Consider the following 14,250-nt stretch of genomic DNA (forward strand, 5'->3'; position numbering starts at 1 on the left):
GGGCAGGGCCCGCCAAGCGCCAGGGCGCGGGCGCGGGCGGGGGCACGACGAAAAGGGGGGCCAGGACGCCGGGGCCGTGCGGGGCGCTTCGCCGGGCGCCTCAAGTGGGTGCGGCGCGGCCGCCCGTACTCGGGCTGGTCACGCCGGACTCGACCGAGGGCATGGTGCATGTCCGCACCGTGCTGGGCACGGCGATGCCGGTGGTGGCCGCGCGCACCGCCGCCGTCCGTGCCGAGCTTGGCCGGGTACGGCGGCTGCGCATCGCGACCGAGGCCGCCGTCGCCAGCCTGCGCGAAAGCCGTTCGCGGCTGGAGGATGAGCGCGATGGACTGGTGCAGCTCGAAGCACGGCACCGCCTGCGTTCGAGCGAGCTGGGGCGCAGCGCGATGGTCGAATCCGATCGCGCGATGGCACTCGGCGAACGCGCGCGCGACATCGTCGACCAGATGGAGACGGCGGGCGTGGCGAGCGAGGTCCAGGCCGATCTCGCGGCGCTGCCCGGCCCGCTGCCGCGTCCGACGCAAGCGGGCGAGACCGGCCCGGCGCTGCCCCGCCGCGTTGCCGCCTATCGCCTGCCCGTCGCCGGCCATGTCGTCATCGGGCTGGGCGAGCTTTCGAATGCCGGCGTGCGCGCCCGCGGCGTGACGCTCGCCTGTGCGGCCGATGCGCAGGCGGTGGCCCCGGCGGGCGGCACGATCGTCTATGCCGCCGGCTTCCGCGATTATGGCGGCGTGGTCATCATCGATCACGGCCAGGGCTGGACCAGCCTGGTGGCCGGCAGGGGGACGCTCGCGGTGCGCGTGGGCGACCGCGTGGCGCAGGGCGGCGCGATCGGCCGCGCCTCCGGCGGCGATGCCCCGCGCGTCACCGTCGAGCTGCGCCGCCGCGGCGCGCCGATGGACCTGACCCGGCTGCTCGATTGAGCGACGGGCTTCCCGTTTGCCCGCCGTGGAAAAGCCGCTATCCTGCACTAAATTGAGTAAGCGTTTTTCCGGAAAGCCCCTTGATGCTGCGTTCGTTCCTTCAGGTCACTGCCGCCGTCAGCGCGCTCGCGCTCGTGCCGATCGCCTCGGGCGCCATGGCGGGCGTCGACACCAACAGCTATCGCGAGCTGGACACCTTCATGGAGGTGTATAACCAGGTGAAGGCGAACTATGTCGACAAGGTCGACGACAAGGTTCTGGTGAAGGGCGCGATCGAGGGGATGCTCGCCGCGCTCGATCCGCACAGCAGCTATGCCGACGGGCTCGAATTCGACAATCTGAAGATCCAGACCGACGGCAATTACGGCGGGCTGGGGCTCACCGTCACCCAGGTCGACGGCGCGGTGAAGGTGATCGCGCCGACCGAGGACAGCCCGGCCGCGCGCGCCGGCATCAAGTCGGGCGACTTCATCACCCATCTCGACGGCAAGTTCATCGTCGGCGGCAGCCTGGACGAGGCGATCGAGCAGATGCGCGGGGCGCCGGGCACCAAGATCACGCTCACCGTGGTCCGCCCCGGCGCCGAGAAGCCGCTCCAGTTCACGCTGGTCCGCGAAGTGATCGTCCAGAAGCCGGTAAAGTGGGACATCAAGAACGGCGTCGGCATCATCAACATCAACACCTTCACCGCCCAGACCGGCGGCGACACCGCATTGGCGATCCAGGCGATCGACAAGAAGCTGGGCCACAAGCCGCTCGGCTATATCGTCGACCTGCGCGAGAATGGCGGCGGCCTGCTGAGCGAGGCGATCGGCGTGTCCGACGTGTTCCTGAGCCATGGCGAGATCGTCTCGCAGCGCGGGCGCGAGAAGAACGACATCGAGCGCTATTATGCCGAATCGATGTTCCCGGGCGATCTCGCGCGCGGGCTGCCGGTGGTGGTGCTGGTCGATTCGGGCACGGCCTCGGCGTCGGAGATCGTCGCGGGCGCGCTCCAGGATCATCACCGCGCGCTGGTGATGGGCGTGCGCAGCTTCGGCAAGGGCTCGGTCCAGTCGATCCTGCCGATGGGCGACCGCGCCGCGCTGCGCCTCACCACGGCGCGCTATTACACCCCGTCGGGCCATTCGGTGCAGGAGGGCGGCATCAAGCCCGACATCCTCGTGCCGCAGATCTCCGATCCCGATTACAAGGACCGGCCGGTGGTGCGCGAGGCCGATCTGCGCCGCCACCTGATAAACCAGGAAAAGGTGGACGACAGCGTGCTCGAAGAGGATGCGCGCGCCGATCCGCGCTTCGCCGCGACGGCGGAGCAGCTCAAGAAGCAGGGCATCGACGATTTCCAGCTCCATTATGCGCTGGATACGATCGCGCGGTTGGGGCCGAAGCCGCAAGTCGCGACCAAGGGCAAGTAGGCGATGCGTACCGATGGCCTCCGCACCGCGCGCCTGATCGCGCTGTTCCTGCCGCTCGCGCTGATGGCGGGGGCGCTGGGATCGCAGTTCATCGGCCATCTCGTGCCGTGCGAGATGTGCGTGTGGCAGCGCTGGCCGCATGTCGCGGCGATCGTGGTCGCCTTGCTCTCCTTCGTGGTGCGGCCGCGCCCGGTGACGATGCTGTTCGTGCTGGTCGCGGGCGTGCTGATCGCGCTCAGCGGTGCGATCGGCGTCTTCCATGCCGGCGTGGAGTATAAATGGTGGCAGGGCATCACCGCCTGCACCACCAACCTGACCGCCGGCGATCCGATGGCGATATTGAACGAGGCGCTGCGCAAGCCGCTGGTGCGCTGCGACGTGCCGCAATGGCAGTTGTTCGGCATCAGCCTGGCGGGCTTCAACGCCATCTTCTCGCTCGCTGGGGCAGTGGCGATCTTCGCGCTGGCGGTGCGGAGGGGCCGGCGATGAGCTGGAAGCCCGGCGACGCCCGCGAGACGCGCGACGCGATGGTCCGGGTGGACCAGGCCGGCGAATATGGCGCGACGCGCATCTATGCCGGGCAGCTCGCGGTGATGGGCGATCGCACGCCCTCCGCGCGGACGATCGCGGGCATGGCCAGCCAGGAGGAGCGGCACCGCGCCTTCTTCGACGCGATGATCGCGAGGCGCGGCGTGCGGCCGACCGCGCTCCAGCCCTTCTGGGACGTCGCCGGCTTCGCGCTGGGCGCCGTGACGGCGGCGATGGGGCCGCGCGCGGCGATGGCGTGCACCGCGGCGGTGGAGACCGAGATCGACCGCCATTATCTGAGCCAGCTCGACCTGCTGGGCGAGGACGATCCCGAGCTGCGCAGGGCCGTGGCCGAGTTCCGCGACGAGGAGTTGGAGCATCGCGACACGGCGATCGCCGCGGGTGCGGAGACGATGCCGGGCTATCCGTTATTGTCTGGTATGATCCGGGCGGGCTGCCGCGCCGCGATTGCGCTGTCGAAACGGATATGACAGGCGGCGTTCAAGCTCGGGCGCGCAAATTGCCCCGGTACGGATTTCGAGGAGAAGACCGATGCTGAAGAGGATCGCGTTCATGGCCGGCGCCGTCGCGCTGCCGATGCTGATGCCCGCCATGGCGCATGCGCAGAATGCCACGCAGAACGGCGTGCTGGTCATCTATGGCAACGACAAATGCCCGACCAACGATAATGGCGAGGAGATCGTCGTCTGCCAGCGCCTCGACGAGGCCGAGCGTTTCCGTATTCCCAAGACGCTGCGCGACCAGCCGGGCGCGCCGCAGAAGACCGAGAGCTGGGCGGTGCGCTCGCAGGACGCGCTGGAGGCGGGCTCGACCGGCACCGGAAGCTGCTCGGCGGTGGGGGCCGGCGGCGGCACCGGCTGCTTCGTCCGCCAGGCGACCAAGGCCAAGGCTGACGTCAAGGCGCGCAAGAAGGAAGAGGCCGAGCTGCCGCTGCCCTGAGGCGCGGCGTCAGGGCTCGCGGCGCAGGATCCATTCGGGCGGATCGCGCCGCACCGCATCGGCGATGAGCACCAGCATCGCGGCGGCGCGAAGGCCCGCCGCGATCATGATGTCGGTATAGCTCGCGCTCGGGCTTGCCCCCTCCATGCCGGCGAACCACCAGAATTCGGCGAAATAGGCGGCGACGTCGCCGATCGCGAACAGCGCCACCGGCCATAGCCGCGGGGCCGTCATCAGCAGCACCGGATAGAGCCACAGGTCGAATTGCGGCGAATATACCTTGTTGCTCAGCATGAACCAGGCGAGCACCGGGGTGAACAACACCCAGGGATGCGCGCGGTGCCGCCGCCAGCCCAGCGCGACGATCGCCGCGGCGCCGGCAACGAAGAGGATCGCGGCATGGAGGTTGCGATCGGCGATTCCGGTGATCCACCAGCCCCGGTTCGATGCGATTTCCCAGATCGATGCCGCCGTGCCCGGGCGCTCCTGCGAGAAGCGATAGAATTCGGACCAGTTCTCCGGCGCGAGCAGCGCGACCGGCAGGTTGACCGCCCCCCAGGCGCCGATCGCTGCGCCGGTGCATGCCGCGGCGCGGACGAAGCGCTGTCGCCAATTGCCTTCGCCGAACAGCGCGCCCAATCCGATCAGCGGCAGCATCAGCACCGGGAACAGCTTGGCCGCGGCGCCCAGCGCGGCCGTAGCGGCTGCGGGCACCAGCCTGCCGCTGCGCGCGAGCAGCATCGCCGCCACCGCCAGCGCGCCCGCGCCCAGATCCCAGTTATGGCCGAGATAGAGGATCAGGGGTGGCGCCGCCGCCCAGGCCCAGAGCCGCCGCCGGTCCATGCCGCCCCGCCGGAACAGCCACAGGATCAGCCCGGCGAACAGCGCATTGACGGCGCTCACCACGCCCAGGAATTCGAAATCGCGGGCGTTCGCGCCGAACAGGGTGCGCGTGATCGCTCCTTCGGCCCAGATCTGCGCGCCGGTGAGCACGGGATATTCCATCCGCGCCTGGAGATAGGGGATCTGCCCCTTGTCGACGCCGCGCATGGCCCAGAAGGGCATCGCGTCGCTGTAGCAGCCGGTGGTATATTGCTCGCCGCCGATCCAGCCGCCGGGCGTGCAATGCGCCTTGAACAGCCAGCCGAGCGTGCAGGTCATGGCGAGCGCCAGCGCCAGCCAGACCCCTTGCCGATCGATCGCGCGCCGCATCGTCCCACCCCTTTCTCGCGCGGGGTTTAGGGGGCAGGATGCCGGGCGTCCATCATGGGAAAGACATGCCCGGAGGCGCGTTGGTGGCGCGGAGACGATGATGGCTCGAACCGTGCGAGAGGCGATCGGCGGCAACAGCGAGGCGGCCTGGGCTGCCCTTCGCGAAGCGGCGCGCGCCTGCACCCGCTGCGACCTCTACAGGCACGCCACGCAGACCGTGTTCGGCGAGGGGCCGGTGGATGCGCGGATGATGCTGGTCGGCGAGCAGCCGGGCGACCAGGAGGACCGGGCGGGCCATCCGTTCGTCGGCCCGGCGGGGAAGCTGCTCGATCGCGCGCTGGCCGAGGCGGGCGTGGCGCGCGACGGCGTCTACGTCACCAACGCGGTCAAGCATTTCAAGTTCGTGCCGCGCGGCAAGCGCCGCATCCATTCGAAGCCTGATGCGGGGGAGATCACGGCATGCCGCTGGTGGATCGAGCAGGAGAGCCTGTTGGTGAAGCCCGAAGTCACCGTCGCGCTGGGTGCTACCGCGGCGCGTGCGCTGATGGGTAAGGCGGTGACGATCGGGCGCGAGCGCGGCCGGCCGATCGCGCTGCCCGACGGCGGCATTGCCTGGATCACCATCCATCCCAGCTATCTGCTGCGCATCCGGGATCATGGTGAGGCGGATGCGGAGTTCGGCCGCTTCGTGGACGATCTGAAGGCGGCCAGGGCAAGTCTCCCCTGAATGTCGCCGCCGATAACGCGAGTCAGTGAAGATTAAGCTGGATCGTGCCGACTTCTCGTCCGTTCAGTCGATACGAAACCAGGAGAATAAAAAATGCGAACCGCGAAGATCATCGGCGTCCTGCTGGCCGCCTCGGTAGCGCTGTCGGCCTGCTACGGCGATCGCCATGGCCGCCCGGGCTCGGCGAGCGACCATCACCATGGCCACGGGAAGCATGACCGGCATGGGGACCGCGACCGGCACGATTGAACGGCACTCGGCCTCGCGAATATCCTTGGATGCTCGCGAGGCTGAACTTGGCCTCCAACGATTCAGTGCGGCCATTCCAGTCGAAGGGGTCCGAATTCGGCATGGAATGAAGTTCCGCGAGCATATCACTGATAATCTTGAAGATGTCTGCCCATATGTTTTCCTCTCTTCTGAGGGGAAGGGGGACCATGCAGGCAGGTCATATTCCCGGCGCACATGCCGTTGCTGAGCTTCTCCTGCAGGCACCGTTTGTTCGTCGCACTGGATAAGCGCGCCTGATACGATGGCGTCGGGCACCCGAGCGCCGTCGGCCGCTATCAGGGCGCGAACGGGATCCAGTCGGTCATCGGTGGGAACGTCACCATCACCGCCGGGGCGGGGGGGCGAGGCCGAGAACGGCGACAGTGTTCTGATCCTCAGTACGGCGTGTGGGGCGAGGCCATTCCGACAGCGACAGCGGGAAGCGCACGTGTATCGCCACCACCAGCCGGATCACTTCGGGCGAAGCTGGCTGCGCGGACGGGACATGCTTGGGTGCTACCTACTCCCCAACTAGAGGGGCATTTATTCTGACGCAGCCTTGCCCGGTGTTCTTCCGGGCAAGTTCGATGATCTTCAGCCCCAGGATCGCGTCCGCCGGGGTGACCGGTGGTGGCGTCCCTTCGGTAATTGCCGCCGCCATGCCCGCATAGAAGTTGCGATAGTCGCCGGGCCGGGTCGGCACTATCTCAACGGTGCCGTTGGCGAGGTAGATCGATCCACGTTGCGCCACCGGTTCTTCGCCGAAGCCGGCTGTTCCGGGGCGCATTCCTTCCTTCATCTGCATTTCCTGCGGATCAAGGCCATGCTTTACGAAGCTGCCCTTCGAACCATGGATCGCGAAACGCGGGCGAGCCCTCGTGACCATCCGCGATGCCGAAACGACGACGCGCCGCACGCCATAGTGAAAGGTCAGCTCGAAATAATCATCTGTCTGCGCGCCAGGCCGCTGAATAAGTACGTCGGTGGCGATGGACTCCGGCACGCCGAAAAGCTGGATCGCTTGATCGATCAGATGCGGCCCCAGGTCGTTCAGGATGCCCGCGCCCGACTCCTCGCGTTCTTTCCAAATATCCGCGATCTCCGGCCGGAACCGATCCCAGCGCAGCTCGGCCAGCATGACGTCGCCGAGAACCGCGCTGGCCAGCACCTCACGGATGGTCAGGAAATCACCGTCCCAACGCCGATTGTGGAAGGCGGCCAGCACAAGCTTCTTTTCCCGGGCCAACGCATCGAGCGCTACTGCGTCGGCGACGCTGGTAGCGAAAGGCTTGTCGATGACGACATGTTTCCCCGCCTCAAGCGCAGCCTTGGCGAGCGGGAAGTGCGTGTCGTTCGGGGTCGAGATCGCCACCAGCGCGATGGAAGGATCGGCGATCAGCGCCTCTGTGCTGGTCACGGTCACATCCGGGTAGCGCTCTCGCACCGAATCGACTCGAGAAGTGGCGATCGCGGCCAGTTCCAGTCCCGGCGCCGCGTCGATCAGCGGTGCGTGGAAGGCCATCCCGCCAAGCCCGTAACCGATCACTCCCGCTTTGATCATCCAATCTTCTCCTAAGCAGCCTTTGAATTGGCAATCTCGTTTGCAACGTTGCGCGTGAGCTCACATTTTGGGGCGTGACATCTGCCGCCACGTGATCCCCGCACAATGTCGCCGCCATACCGAGCCAACTTCGGCGGTGGCGGTCCCGCATGGTCGATGGCAGTCCCCCGCCCATCCAAATTAGAGAGGGCGGAGATATATTATTTGCCCACAGGGGCCATATTTGAAAGAAACCTTCACTTTGGTAAGTTTTGCTTGTCGGATAAATCAGAGGAGTGTATCTCACTCATCCCAGAATTCGAAAAAATAACGGATGGGGAGGATTTGATGTGGTTTCGCGTAGTATTTTCGCGCGGGAGCCGATCTCGGCAACGCGGCTGACGGTCAGCCTCACCTTCCCCAACCTGTCCTTTGCGCAGATTGTTGCCAGCGCTGGCCCAGAATTGCAAGCGGCGTGGCTGGCCGAGGTGGATCAAGGCATATCGGTTATTGGCATAATTTGTGCCAGCGATAGCACTTTCTTGTGTGGACGCGACTTCGGGCCGGGCCGCCTGCGCTGTGCGGGCGGCGACGTCCAGGCAATATCTCCGGCTTCTTCCTGCGTGCCACCGCGTCGTACCGGAACACCATGGCGATCCAGCTCCGCGCGGAACCTGACCGACCAGAGCTCGGCTTCCACGAGGATTGGATCCGCAAGGACTCGTCCCCACAGCAGATGTGGCGGCCGCAAGGTCTCGGTCGGGGCGCGATCAAATTGCAGGGACGCGCTCCGGCGCCAAAAGGCACGGCCCGCTCGCGGTGCCGGGTTCTCGCCTGATCTATGGCTGGCGATGCTGGAATGCGGCGCCATCCCAGGGTGGCATCAGCGCAAGAAAATGCCGGGATGACATCGAGCTTATCTCGGACCGACACGGGCATATGAAAGGAAAACCGATGCTGCGATACGCGATTGCCATTAGCGTGAGTTTGCTGGCGACAACTTCGGCCACCGCGCAGAATTTTGGACTCGACCGGCGAGATTCCAATTTCCGTGAGCGGCTCACCCTGATCGAAGAGGCGCAGGTGCCGGTGATCGGGCCGGACGATCCCCAATTGGCCGGCAACAAGTCAGGCTTCGAAAACGGCATGACGCTGAAGGTGGACGGCGTCTATCACCTTTTCATCTCCGAGATGTTCGGGCGCCCGCATCTCGACTTGCGCATTGCGCACTGGACCAGCCCTGATGCGGTGCATTGGACCCGCAAGGGCACGTTGATGGAAAGCAAGCCCGGCCGGTCGGCGGAGAATCCCTTTTCCGAGGTGTGGATGCAGGGAATGGTCTTCGATGCGAAGGCCGATCGCTGGAACCTGTTCTACATCGCCTATCGCGGCGGCAGCACCCAGCACGGAGAGTCGTTGAACTTGGACTATGAGGGCGTGGCGCGCCGTGCCGTGTCTCGCGTGCCGGGCAAGCAGGGCATCGACGGGCCTTTCGACGATGCCGGGCCAGTAATGGCGCCGGGAGGCAAGGATGCGGCGCTTTGGGAAGGACAGCAGGGATTGGACTCCTTTTTCGCATATCCCGTCGGTGACAAGTGGGTCGCGCTGCATGGCAGCCATAACCACATACCGGCCGCGCCCTGGCAGGTGGGCGTGGCGACCGCGCCAAGCCTTACCTCGACAAAGTGGACGCGCGTACCGAGCGAGCAGCCTTCCCCGATCGAGGGCCTTTTCATCGAGAATCCGATCGTCGAGCGGCTGCCGAACGGCCATTACATGGCAGTTTACGACGCCAACCATTTCGCGCCGACGCAGCCCGATGTTCCAGTGAAATCGACCAATTCGGTCGGGTACAGTATTTCCGAGGATGGCATCCACTGGCACCAGGGCCGTTCCCTGGTCGTGCAGACGACTGAAACAAGCAATTGGTCGTCGGATCTGCGCACGCCGCTTGGCCTGGTGTCCGAAGGGGACGGGACGTACACGCTCCTCTACACTGGCAAGATGCGGGACAAGCCGTTCTGGGCGATCGGGCGCGTGCGGGTGAAGCTGACCGAGGAATAGGCGAGAAGCGATCAAGTCGCAGCCACGCTTATCCGGCGTGGCTGCGGCGGAGGCGAGCGCTTTTGCGCTCGGTTCTTCTCGCCGGGAGGCGCGTGTGGATTTGTTTCAGAAGGAATTCTTGAAGGGCTGGTCCGCGTCGAAGGCGCGGTGTGGCATTCGGATCACACGCGTCTGAATTATCATATTTACCTTGTGGCAAAATATAAGACACCGTGTCATAAGCTGAGACGCGCCAAGAGAGCCTGAATCGGCCGTTCGCGCGAAAATGGGAGAGGCATTCGTCATGCTTCAAATTTTGCCAGCGCTTGCACTCTCCGGTGCCCCCGTCCGTATCTCGTACGGATCGGGCAACTGCTGATCGAGAATTGGGAGGATGAATGAACATGAGAAAGATTTCTTGGGCTATCGGGGTTTCGACCGTCGCGCTCCTCGCGGCAGCGGGCAATGTCGCGCATGCGCAGGAGGCTCAGCAGGGCGCGCAGGATTCCGCGGGGGCCGTGCCCGATCAGGCCGAGGGCACTGAAATCGTCGTGACCGGCTTTCGTGCGTCGCTGAACAGTGCCTTGAACCAGAAGCGTAGCGAAAATGCTGCCATCGATAGCATCGTCGCCGAAGACATCGGCAAGTTCCCGGATTCCAACCTTGCCGAATCGATGCAGCGCGTTCCGGGCGTGGCCTTGCAGCGCAGCGACGGCGGCGAGGGGCGTCAGATTTCGGTCCGCGGCCTTGGCCCGCAATTCAGCCGCGTGCGTCTCAACGGGATGGAGGGCGCATCGCGCGGCAGCTCGTCCGACGTGTTCGGATCCGGCCTGACGGGGCGCAGCTTCGACTTCAATGCGTTTCCCACCGAGCTTTTCTCGCAATTGACGGTGCGCAAGACGGGTTCCGCGGAAATTGAGGAAGGCTCGCTCGGCGCGACCGTCGATCTGATGGCGCCGAAGCCGCTCGATCAGAAGCAGGACTTCGTCTTCACCGCCACGGCTCGCGGGGTTTACAATCAGGTTTCAGAGGACGTCACGCCGCGCGGCTCGCTGCTCGTTTCGAAGAAATTCGGCGACGGCCGTTTCGGCGTGCTGGGATCGGTCGCCTATTCGAAGCGTCACCTGCGCGAGGTCGGCTATCAGTCGGGCGACATCATTTCCACCGATACCAATGGCCTGTTCTGCGCACCGCTGGGATATGCGCCGATCTATCCCGCGATCGATCCCGTGCGCGGGACGAGCGCGACCGATTGCAGCACCGGGAACCCGCGCACGAGCAACGTCGATGCGTATGAGGCGATCCTGGCGGCGCGGCGTGCGGACGCTCCCAATACGCCTGGCAGCGGCGCGTTCCTGCCGCGCACGCCCCGCTATTTCAGCAGCGACTCCCACCAGGAACGGGTGGGCGGCAGCTTCACGCTCCAGTTCCAGCCGGATGAAAACACCGACATCTCGCTGGACCTGCTCTACTCTCGCTTCGATGTGACTCGTGACGACAAGTTCATCGAGGGCATTTCGTTCGCGCGATCGGCCTCGAACAATGGCCAGCCGATGTCGTCGATCCGCCAGATCGAGCTGACGAGCCTCGGCGGCCTGCAATATGGCCTGTGGGACGGGGTGGACGTTCGCTCCGAAGGGCTTCGCGACTCCTATTACTCGACGTTGAAGCAGGGCAGCCTCAATTTGTCGCATCAGTTCGACGACAGGCTGGGCGTGACCATCGTCTTCGGGCGGAATGAATCCAAATATGTCGACAAGCAGCGCATGCAGTACCAGATGGATGCGATCGACACGGACAATTTCTCGATCGACATGCGCGGCGATGCGCCGCGCGTCGATTTCGGCTTCGATATCTCGGACCCGAACAATTTCCGGTATGCGCCAGGGCTTTCGGACGGCACCGTTTTCGGCGGCTTCTCGTTGGGGAGCAAGCCGAGCTATACCACGCAGATCGGCACTCTCGGCCAATTCGACTTCAACTATAAATTTTCCGACCAGTTCAGCTTCAAATTCGGCGGCCAGTTCCGCGAGAATGATTACAAGACGGTCAATACGGGTTACGCATCGGCCGACCTGTCGACCAAGGCGTTGCCTGCCGGCACCTCGCTGGCCTCGATCACCGAACAGGTGACCGGGTTGGACCGCCTTTACGGCAATGGCGCGCCCGCAAGCTGGGCCAGCATCGATCCTGAGAAGTTCGTCCAGGCCTTTGGTCTCGACAAGCTCGCGACCTGCGGGATCGAATGCGGCATAGGCCCGTCGCGCGTGCGCGAGGACATTCTCGGCGGATATGGCCAGGCGGCGTTCGACTTTACCGATGGGGTCGGCTTCGGCCTGCGCGGCGACATCGGCGTACGCTACGTGCATACCGAGCAATTTTCCTCCGGCTATATCAGTGTAGCGGCCCCGGCCGGCGTCACGTCGCCAACCGGCGTCGTCGGGCAGTACAATTCAGCGCATCGCGACTATGACGACTGGCTGCCATCGGCCAATATCGTCATCGAACCTGTGAAGGATCTCGTTCTTCGCTTCGCCGCGGCGAAGACGCTTGCGCGGCCGGATCTCAGCCAGCTCGTTCCTACCTCGACCGTCAACGCCGTCATTCGTAACGGCAACGTCAACAATCCCCTGCTCGATCCGATCCGCGCCAACACGCTCGATGCGGCCGTGGAATGGTATTTCCGGCCCGGGAGCCTCCTTTCGGCAGGATTTTTCTATAAGGATATCAAAACCTTCATCCAGAACATAACAAGCCTTGTTCCGTTCAACCAGCTCGGCCTTCCGGATGCATTGCTGGCTGGCAGCCAGACCGCGCCGACCGAGCTGTTCAATGTCACCCAGCCGCTCAATACGAAGGGAGGCAAGCTCAAGGGCATAGAGCTCAACGCCCAGCTTCCTTTCACCTTCCTGCCGGGAGCGCTCGCGAATTTCGGCGTGCTGGGCAATTATACCCACGTCGTTTCCAAGATTACGTACATCCTTGCCAGCGCGAACGGCGTTCCCACCGTCACCACGACGGCGAGCCTGGTCAATCTGTCGAAGAATACTGCGTCGGGTACGGTCTATTACGAGGACAAGCTTTTCAGCATTCGCGGCACGATCAACTATCGTGATCCGTATATGCGCCAGATCCCTGCCTCTCCCGGCAGCGATTCCTTTGGTACCAACGCGCAGACATTCGTCGATGCATCCGCATCGTTCAATGTGACCGACAATATCAAGCTGATCGTCGAGGGCCAGAACCTGACCGATGAGCGCATCTCGCTCTACATCGACGGCAATCGAAAGGATCAGCAGCTGTTGAGCCGCGTTGGACGCACGCTAACCGCAGGCGTGAACGTTCGCTTCTGATCGAACACTTCCGGGCTGCCCGCTTTGCGCGGGCAGCCCTTCTTCCAGAAGGGACATGACTGTGCTTCGATCGCTATTCCCCGGTCTTCTTTGCTTGGCCCGCGCGAGGCCGGCTGTGGCCCAGCCAACGTCCCCGCTGGGCTTGACGCGCGGCGTGGGTGGATAGCACATCGTTTCATGGGTGATGGCGCGCCGTTCCGCATGGGGACGCAAACAACGATCAGCGATGTCGCGAAGGAGGCCGCGGTCTCCATTCGTACCGTATCGCGGGTGCTCAATCGCTCGCCCAAGGTGAACAACAACACGCGAGAGCGCGTCGACGCCGCGATCAAGAAACTGGGGTTCGTTCCGAGTCCGAGGGCACGCGGGTTGGCTACCGGACGATCCTATCTGGTCGGCTTCATCCATGACGATATCAACGGGCTGGTCCTTGACCTCCTTCAGCGCGGGATCGTGGCGGAGGCTACTCGTCGAGGATATGAGATGGTCGTCCATCCCACACCCGGGGGCGGGGCGGAGTCCGTGGCCGATGTGCTGGATTTCGTCCACCGATCGCGTGTGGACGGATTGGTCGTCATGGCGCCCGTTTCCGGGGCCGAAGGGCTGGGAGCGGCGCTGGCCGCCGAAGGCATCCCTGCGGTGGCCCAATCCTCGGTGTCCATCGACGGCTTCCCTGCGGTTATCGTCACGGAGGAGCGGGCCGCTGCTGCGAATGTCGCGCGCTATCTCCTGGGATTGGGGCATCGGCGCATCGGTCTCGTCAACGGTCCGCTCGAGATCCTGTCCGCATGCGAGCGCAGGGCTGGATTCCTCTCGGGGCTGCAAGAGAGCGGCGTGGAACTGCTGAACGAGGTCGAGGGCGATTACAGCTTCAGGGGGGGAATTGTGGCGGCGGAACGACTTCTTTCCGCGGATCCCCGGCCTAGTGCTATCTTCGCCGCCAACGATCTGATGGCCGTGGCCCTGCTCAAGGTTGCAGCCGGTCGCGGCATTTCCGTTCCGGATGAACTGTCGATCGTCGGTTTCGACGGCAGCTTGCTTGCACAAGTTGCAACCCCCGCCTTGACGACCGTATCGCGGCCGTTGGGGGATGTCGCAGAATGGGCGACCTGTCGCTTGATCGACCTTATCGAAGGCAAGGATCGCAGCATTCCGAGCCGCGCGACCTTGCAACTGCTTGTTGGAGAATCCTGCGGACCAGCGCCGCGATAGGGTATCGGAGCGCTGCGGAAAATGCGCTGGCATCGCCCTGGCGTCTCGGGGGATCTTTCCAAGAAGT

11 protein-coding genes and 1 pseudogene are annotated in these 14,250 nt (G+C 64.6%); 10 read left to right on the plus strand and 2 right to left on the minus strand.

The features are described 5' to 3' along the window. The 5 genes from HB724_RS13640 to HB724_RS13660 form a co-directional block, all read left to right on the plus strand. On the plus strand, positions 1-923 hold a 923-nt coding region (locus HB724_RS13640), incomplete at its 5' end, for a peptidoglycan DD-metalloendopeptidase family protein (protein ID WP_213981492.1). 83 nt (positions 924-1,006) lie between these two features. Further along, positions 1,007-2,338: a S41 family peptidase gene (locus HB724_RS13645; protein WP_213981493.1), complete on the plus strand. Its 1,332-nt coding sequence runs from the start codon at positions 1,007-1,009 to the stop codon at positions 2,336-2,338. A gap of 3 nt (positions 2,339-2,341) precedes the next feature. Beyond that, a complete protein-coding gene (locus HB724_RS13650) occupies positions 2,342-2,827 on the plus strand; it encodes a disulfide bond formation protein B (RefSeq protein WP_213981494.1) in 486 nt (161 codons plus the stop codon). Beyond that, entirely contained in the window at positions 2,824-3,357 is a 534-nt protein-coding gene (locus HB724_RS13655; protein WP_213981495.1) for a demethoxyubiquinone hydroxylase family protein, read from the plus strand. The genes HB724_RS13650 and HB724_RS13655 overlap by 4 nt, the downstream gene beginning before the upstream one ends. A 61-nt stretch (positions 3,358-3,418) precedes the next feature. Continuing rightward, positions 3,419-3,826, plus strand: a complete 408-nt coding sequence (locus tag HB724_RS13660; RefSeq protein ID WP_213981496.1) for a hypothetical protein — start codon at positions 3,419-3,421, stop codon at positions 3,824-3,826. Positions 3,827-3,835: 9 nt separating this feature from the next. Here HB724_RS13660 and HB724_RS13665 read toward each other — a convergent pair whose 3' ends face one another. Beyond that, on the minus strand, positions 3,836-5,038 hold the full coding sequence (locus HB724_RS13665; RefSeq protein ID WP_213981497.1) for a glycosyltransferase 87 family protein: 1,203 nt from the start codon (positions 5,036-5,038) through the stop codon (positions 3,836-3,838). Between the two features lie 115 nt (positions 5,039-5,153). Here HB724_RS13665 and HB724_RS13670 point away from each other — a divergent pair. Both HB724_RS13670 and HB724_RS13675 read left to right on the plus strand, forming a co-directional pair. Further along, positions 5,154-5,765, plus strand: a pseudogene (locus HB724_RS13670) (UdgX family uracil-DNA binding protein); the annotation flags it as partial. Between the two features lie 93 nt (positions 5,766-5,858). After that, positions 5,859-6,014, plus strand: coding sequence for a hypothetical protein (locus HB724_RS13675; protein ID WP_213981499.1), 156 nt, complete (start codon positions 5,859-5,861; stop codon positions 6,012-6,014). A 541-nt stretch (positions 6,015-6,555) separates the two neighbouring features. Here the strand turns inward: HB724_RS13675 and HB724_RS13680 are convergent. Then, complete coding sequence (locus tag HB724_RS13680; RefSeq protein WP_213981500.1) at positions 6,556-7,596, minus strand: oxidoreductase; 1,041 nt, start codon at positions 7,594-7,596, stop codon at positions 6,556-6,558. A 933-nt stretch (positions 7,597-8,529) separates the two neighbouring features. On the opposite strand from HB724_RS13680, the gene HB724_RS13685 reads away from it, so the two are divergent. The 3 genes from HB724_RS13685 to HB724_RS13695 all read left to right on the plus strand — a co-directional run bounded on the left by HB724_RS13685 (position 8,530) and on the right by HB724_RS13695 (position 14,183). Further along, positions 8,530-9,639, plus strand: a complete 1,110-nt coding sequence (locus tag HB724_RS13685; RefSeq protein WP_213981501.1) for a hypothetical protein — start codon at positions 8,530-8,532, stop codon at positions 9,637-9,639. A gap of 383 nt (positions 9,640-10,022) precedes the next feature. Beyond that, a complete protein-coding gene (locus HB724_RS13690; RefSeq protein ID WP_256731514.1) occupies positions 10,023-12,971 on the plus strand; it encodes a TonB-dependent receptor in 2,949 nt (982 codons plus the stop codon). A 177-nt stretch (positions 12,972-13,148) separates the two neighbouring features. Next, positions 13,149-14,183: a LacI family DNA-binding transcriptional regulator gene (locus HB724_RS13695; RefSeq protein WP_213981503.1), complete on the plus strand. Its 1,035-nt coding sequence runs from the start codon at positions 13,149-13,151 to the stop codon at positions 14,181-14,183. Positions 14,184-14,250: the final 67 nt, after the last annotated feature.

It is taken from the genome of Sphingomonas sp. dw_22 (assembly GCF_018449795.1).
Classification (GTDB): domain Bacteria; phylum Pseudomonadota; class Alphaproteobacteria; order Sphingomonadales; family Sphingomonadaceae; genus Sphingomonas.

Coding starts and splice junctions, on each gene's coding strand:
- HB724_RS13645 (WP_213981493.1), top strand. CDS start 1,007: ATGCTGCGTTCGTTCCTTCAGGTCACTGCCGCCGTCAGCGCGCTCGCG.
- HB724_RS13650 (WP_213981494.1), top strand. CDS start 2,342: ATGCGTACCGATGGCCTCCGCACCGCGCGCCTGATCGCGCTGTTCCTG.
- HB724_RS13655 (WP_213981495.1), top strand. CDS start 2,824: ATGAGCTGGAAGCCCGGCGACGCCCGCGAGACGCGCGACGCGATGGTC.
- HB724_RS13660 (WP_213981496.1), top strand. CDS start 3,419: ATGCTGAAGAGGATCGCGTTCATGGCCGGCGCCGTCGCGCTGCCGATG.
- HB724_RS13665 (WP_213981497.1), bottom strand. CDS start 5,038: ATGCGGCGCGCGATCGATCGGCAAGGGGTCTGGCTGGCGCTGGCGCTC.
- HB724_RS13675 (WP_213981499.1), top strand. CDS start 5,859: ATGCGAACCGCGAAGATCATCGGCGTCCTGCTGGCCGCCTCGGTAGCG.
- HB724_RS13680 (WP_213981500.1), bottom strand. CDS start 7,596: ATGATCAAAGCGGGAGTGATCGGTTACGGGCTTGGCGGGATGGCCTTC.
- HB724_RS13685 (WP_213981501.1), top strand. CDS start 8,530: ATGCTGCGATACGCGATTGCCATTAGCGTGAGTTTGCTGGCGACAACT.
- HB724_RS13690 (WP_256731514.1), top strand. CDS start 10,023: ATGAGAAAGATTTCTTGGGCTATCGGGGTTTCGACCGTCGCGCTCCTC.
- HB724_RS13695 (WP_213981503.1), top strand. CDS start 13,149: ATGGGTGATGGCGCGCCGTTCCGCATGGGGACGCAAACAACGATCAGC.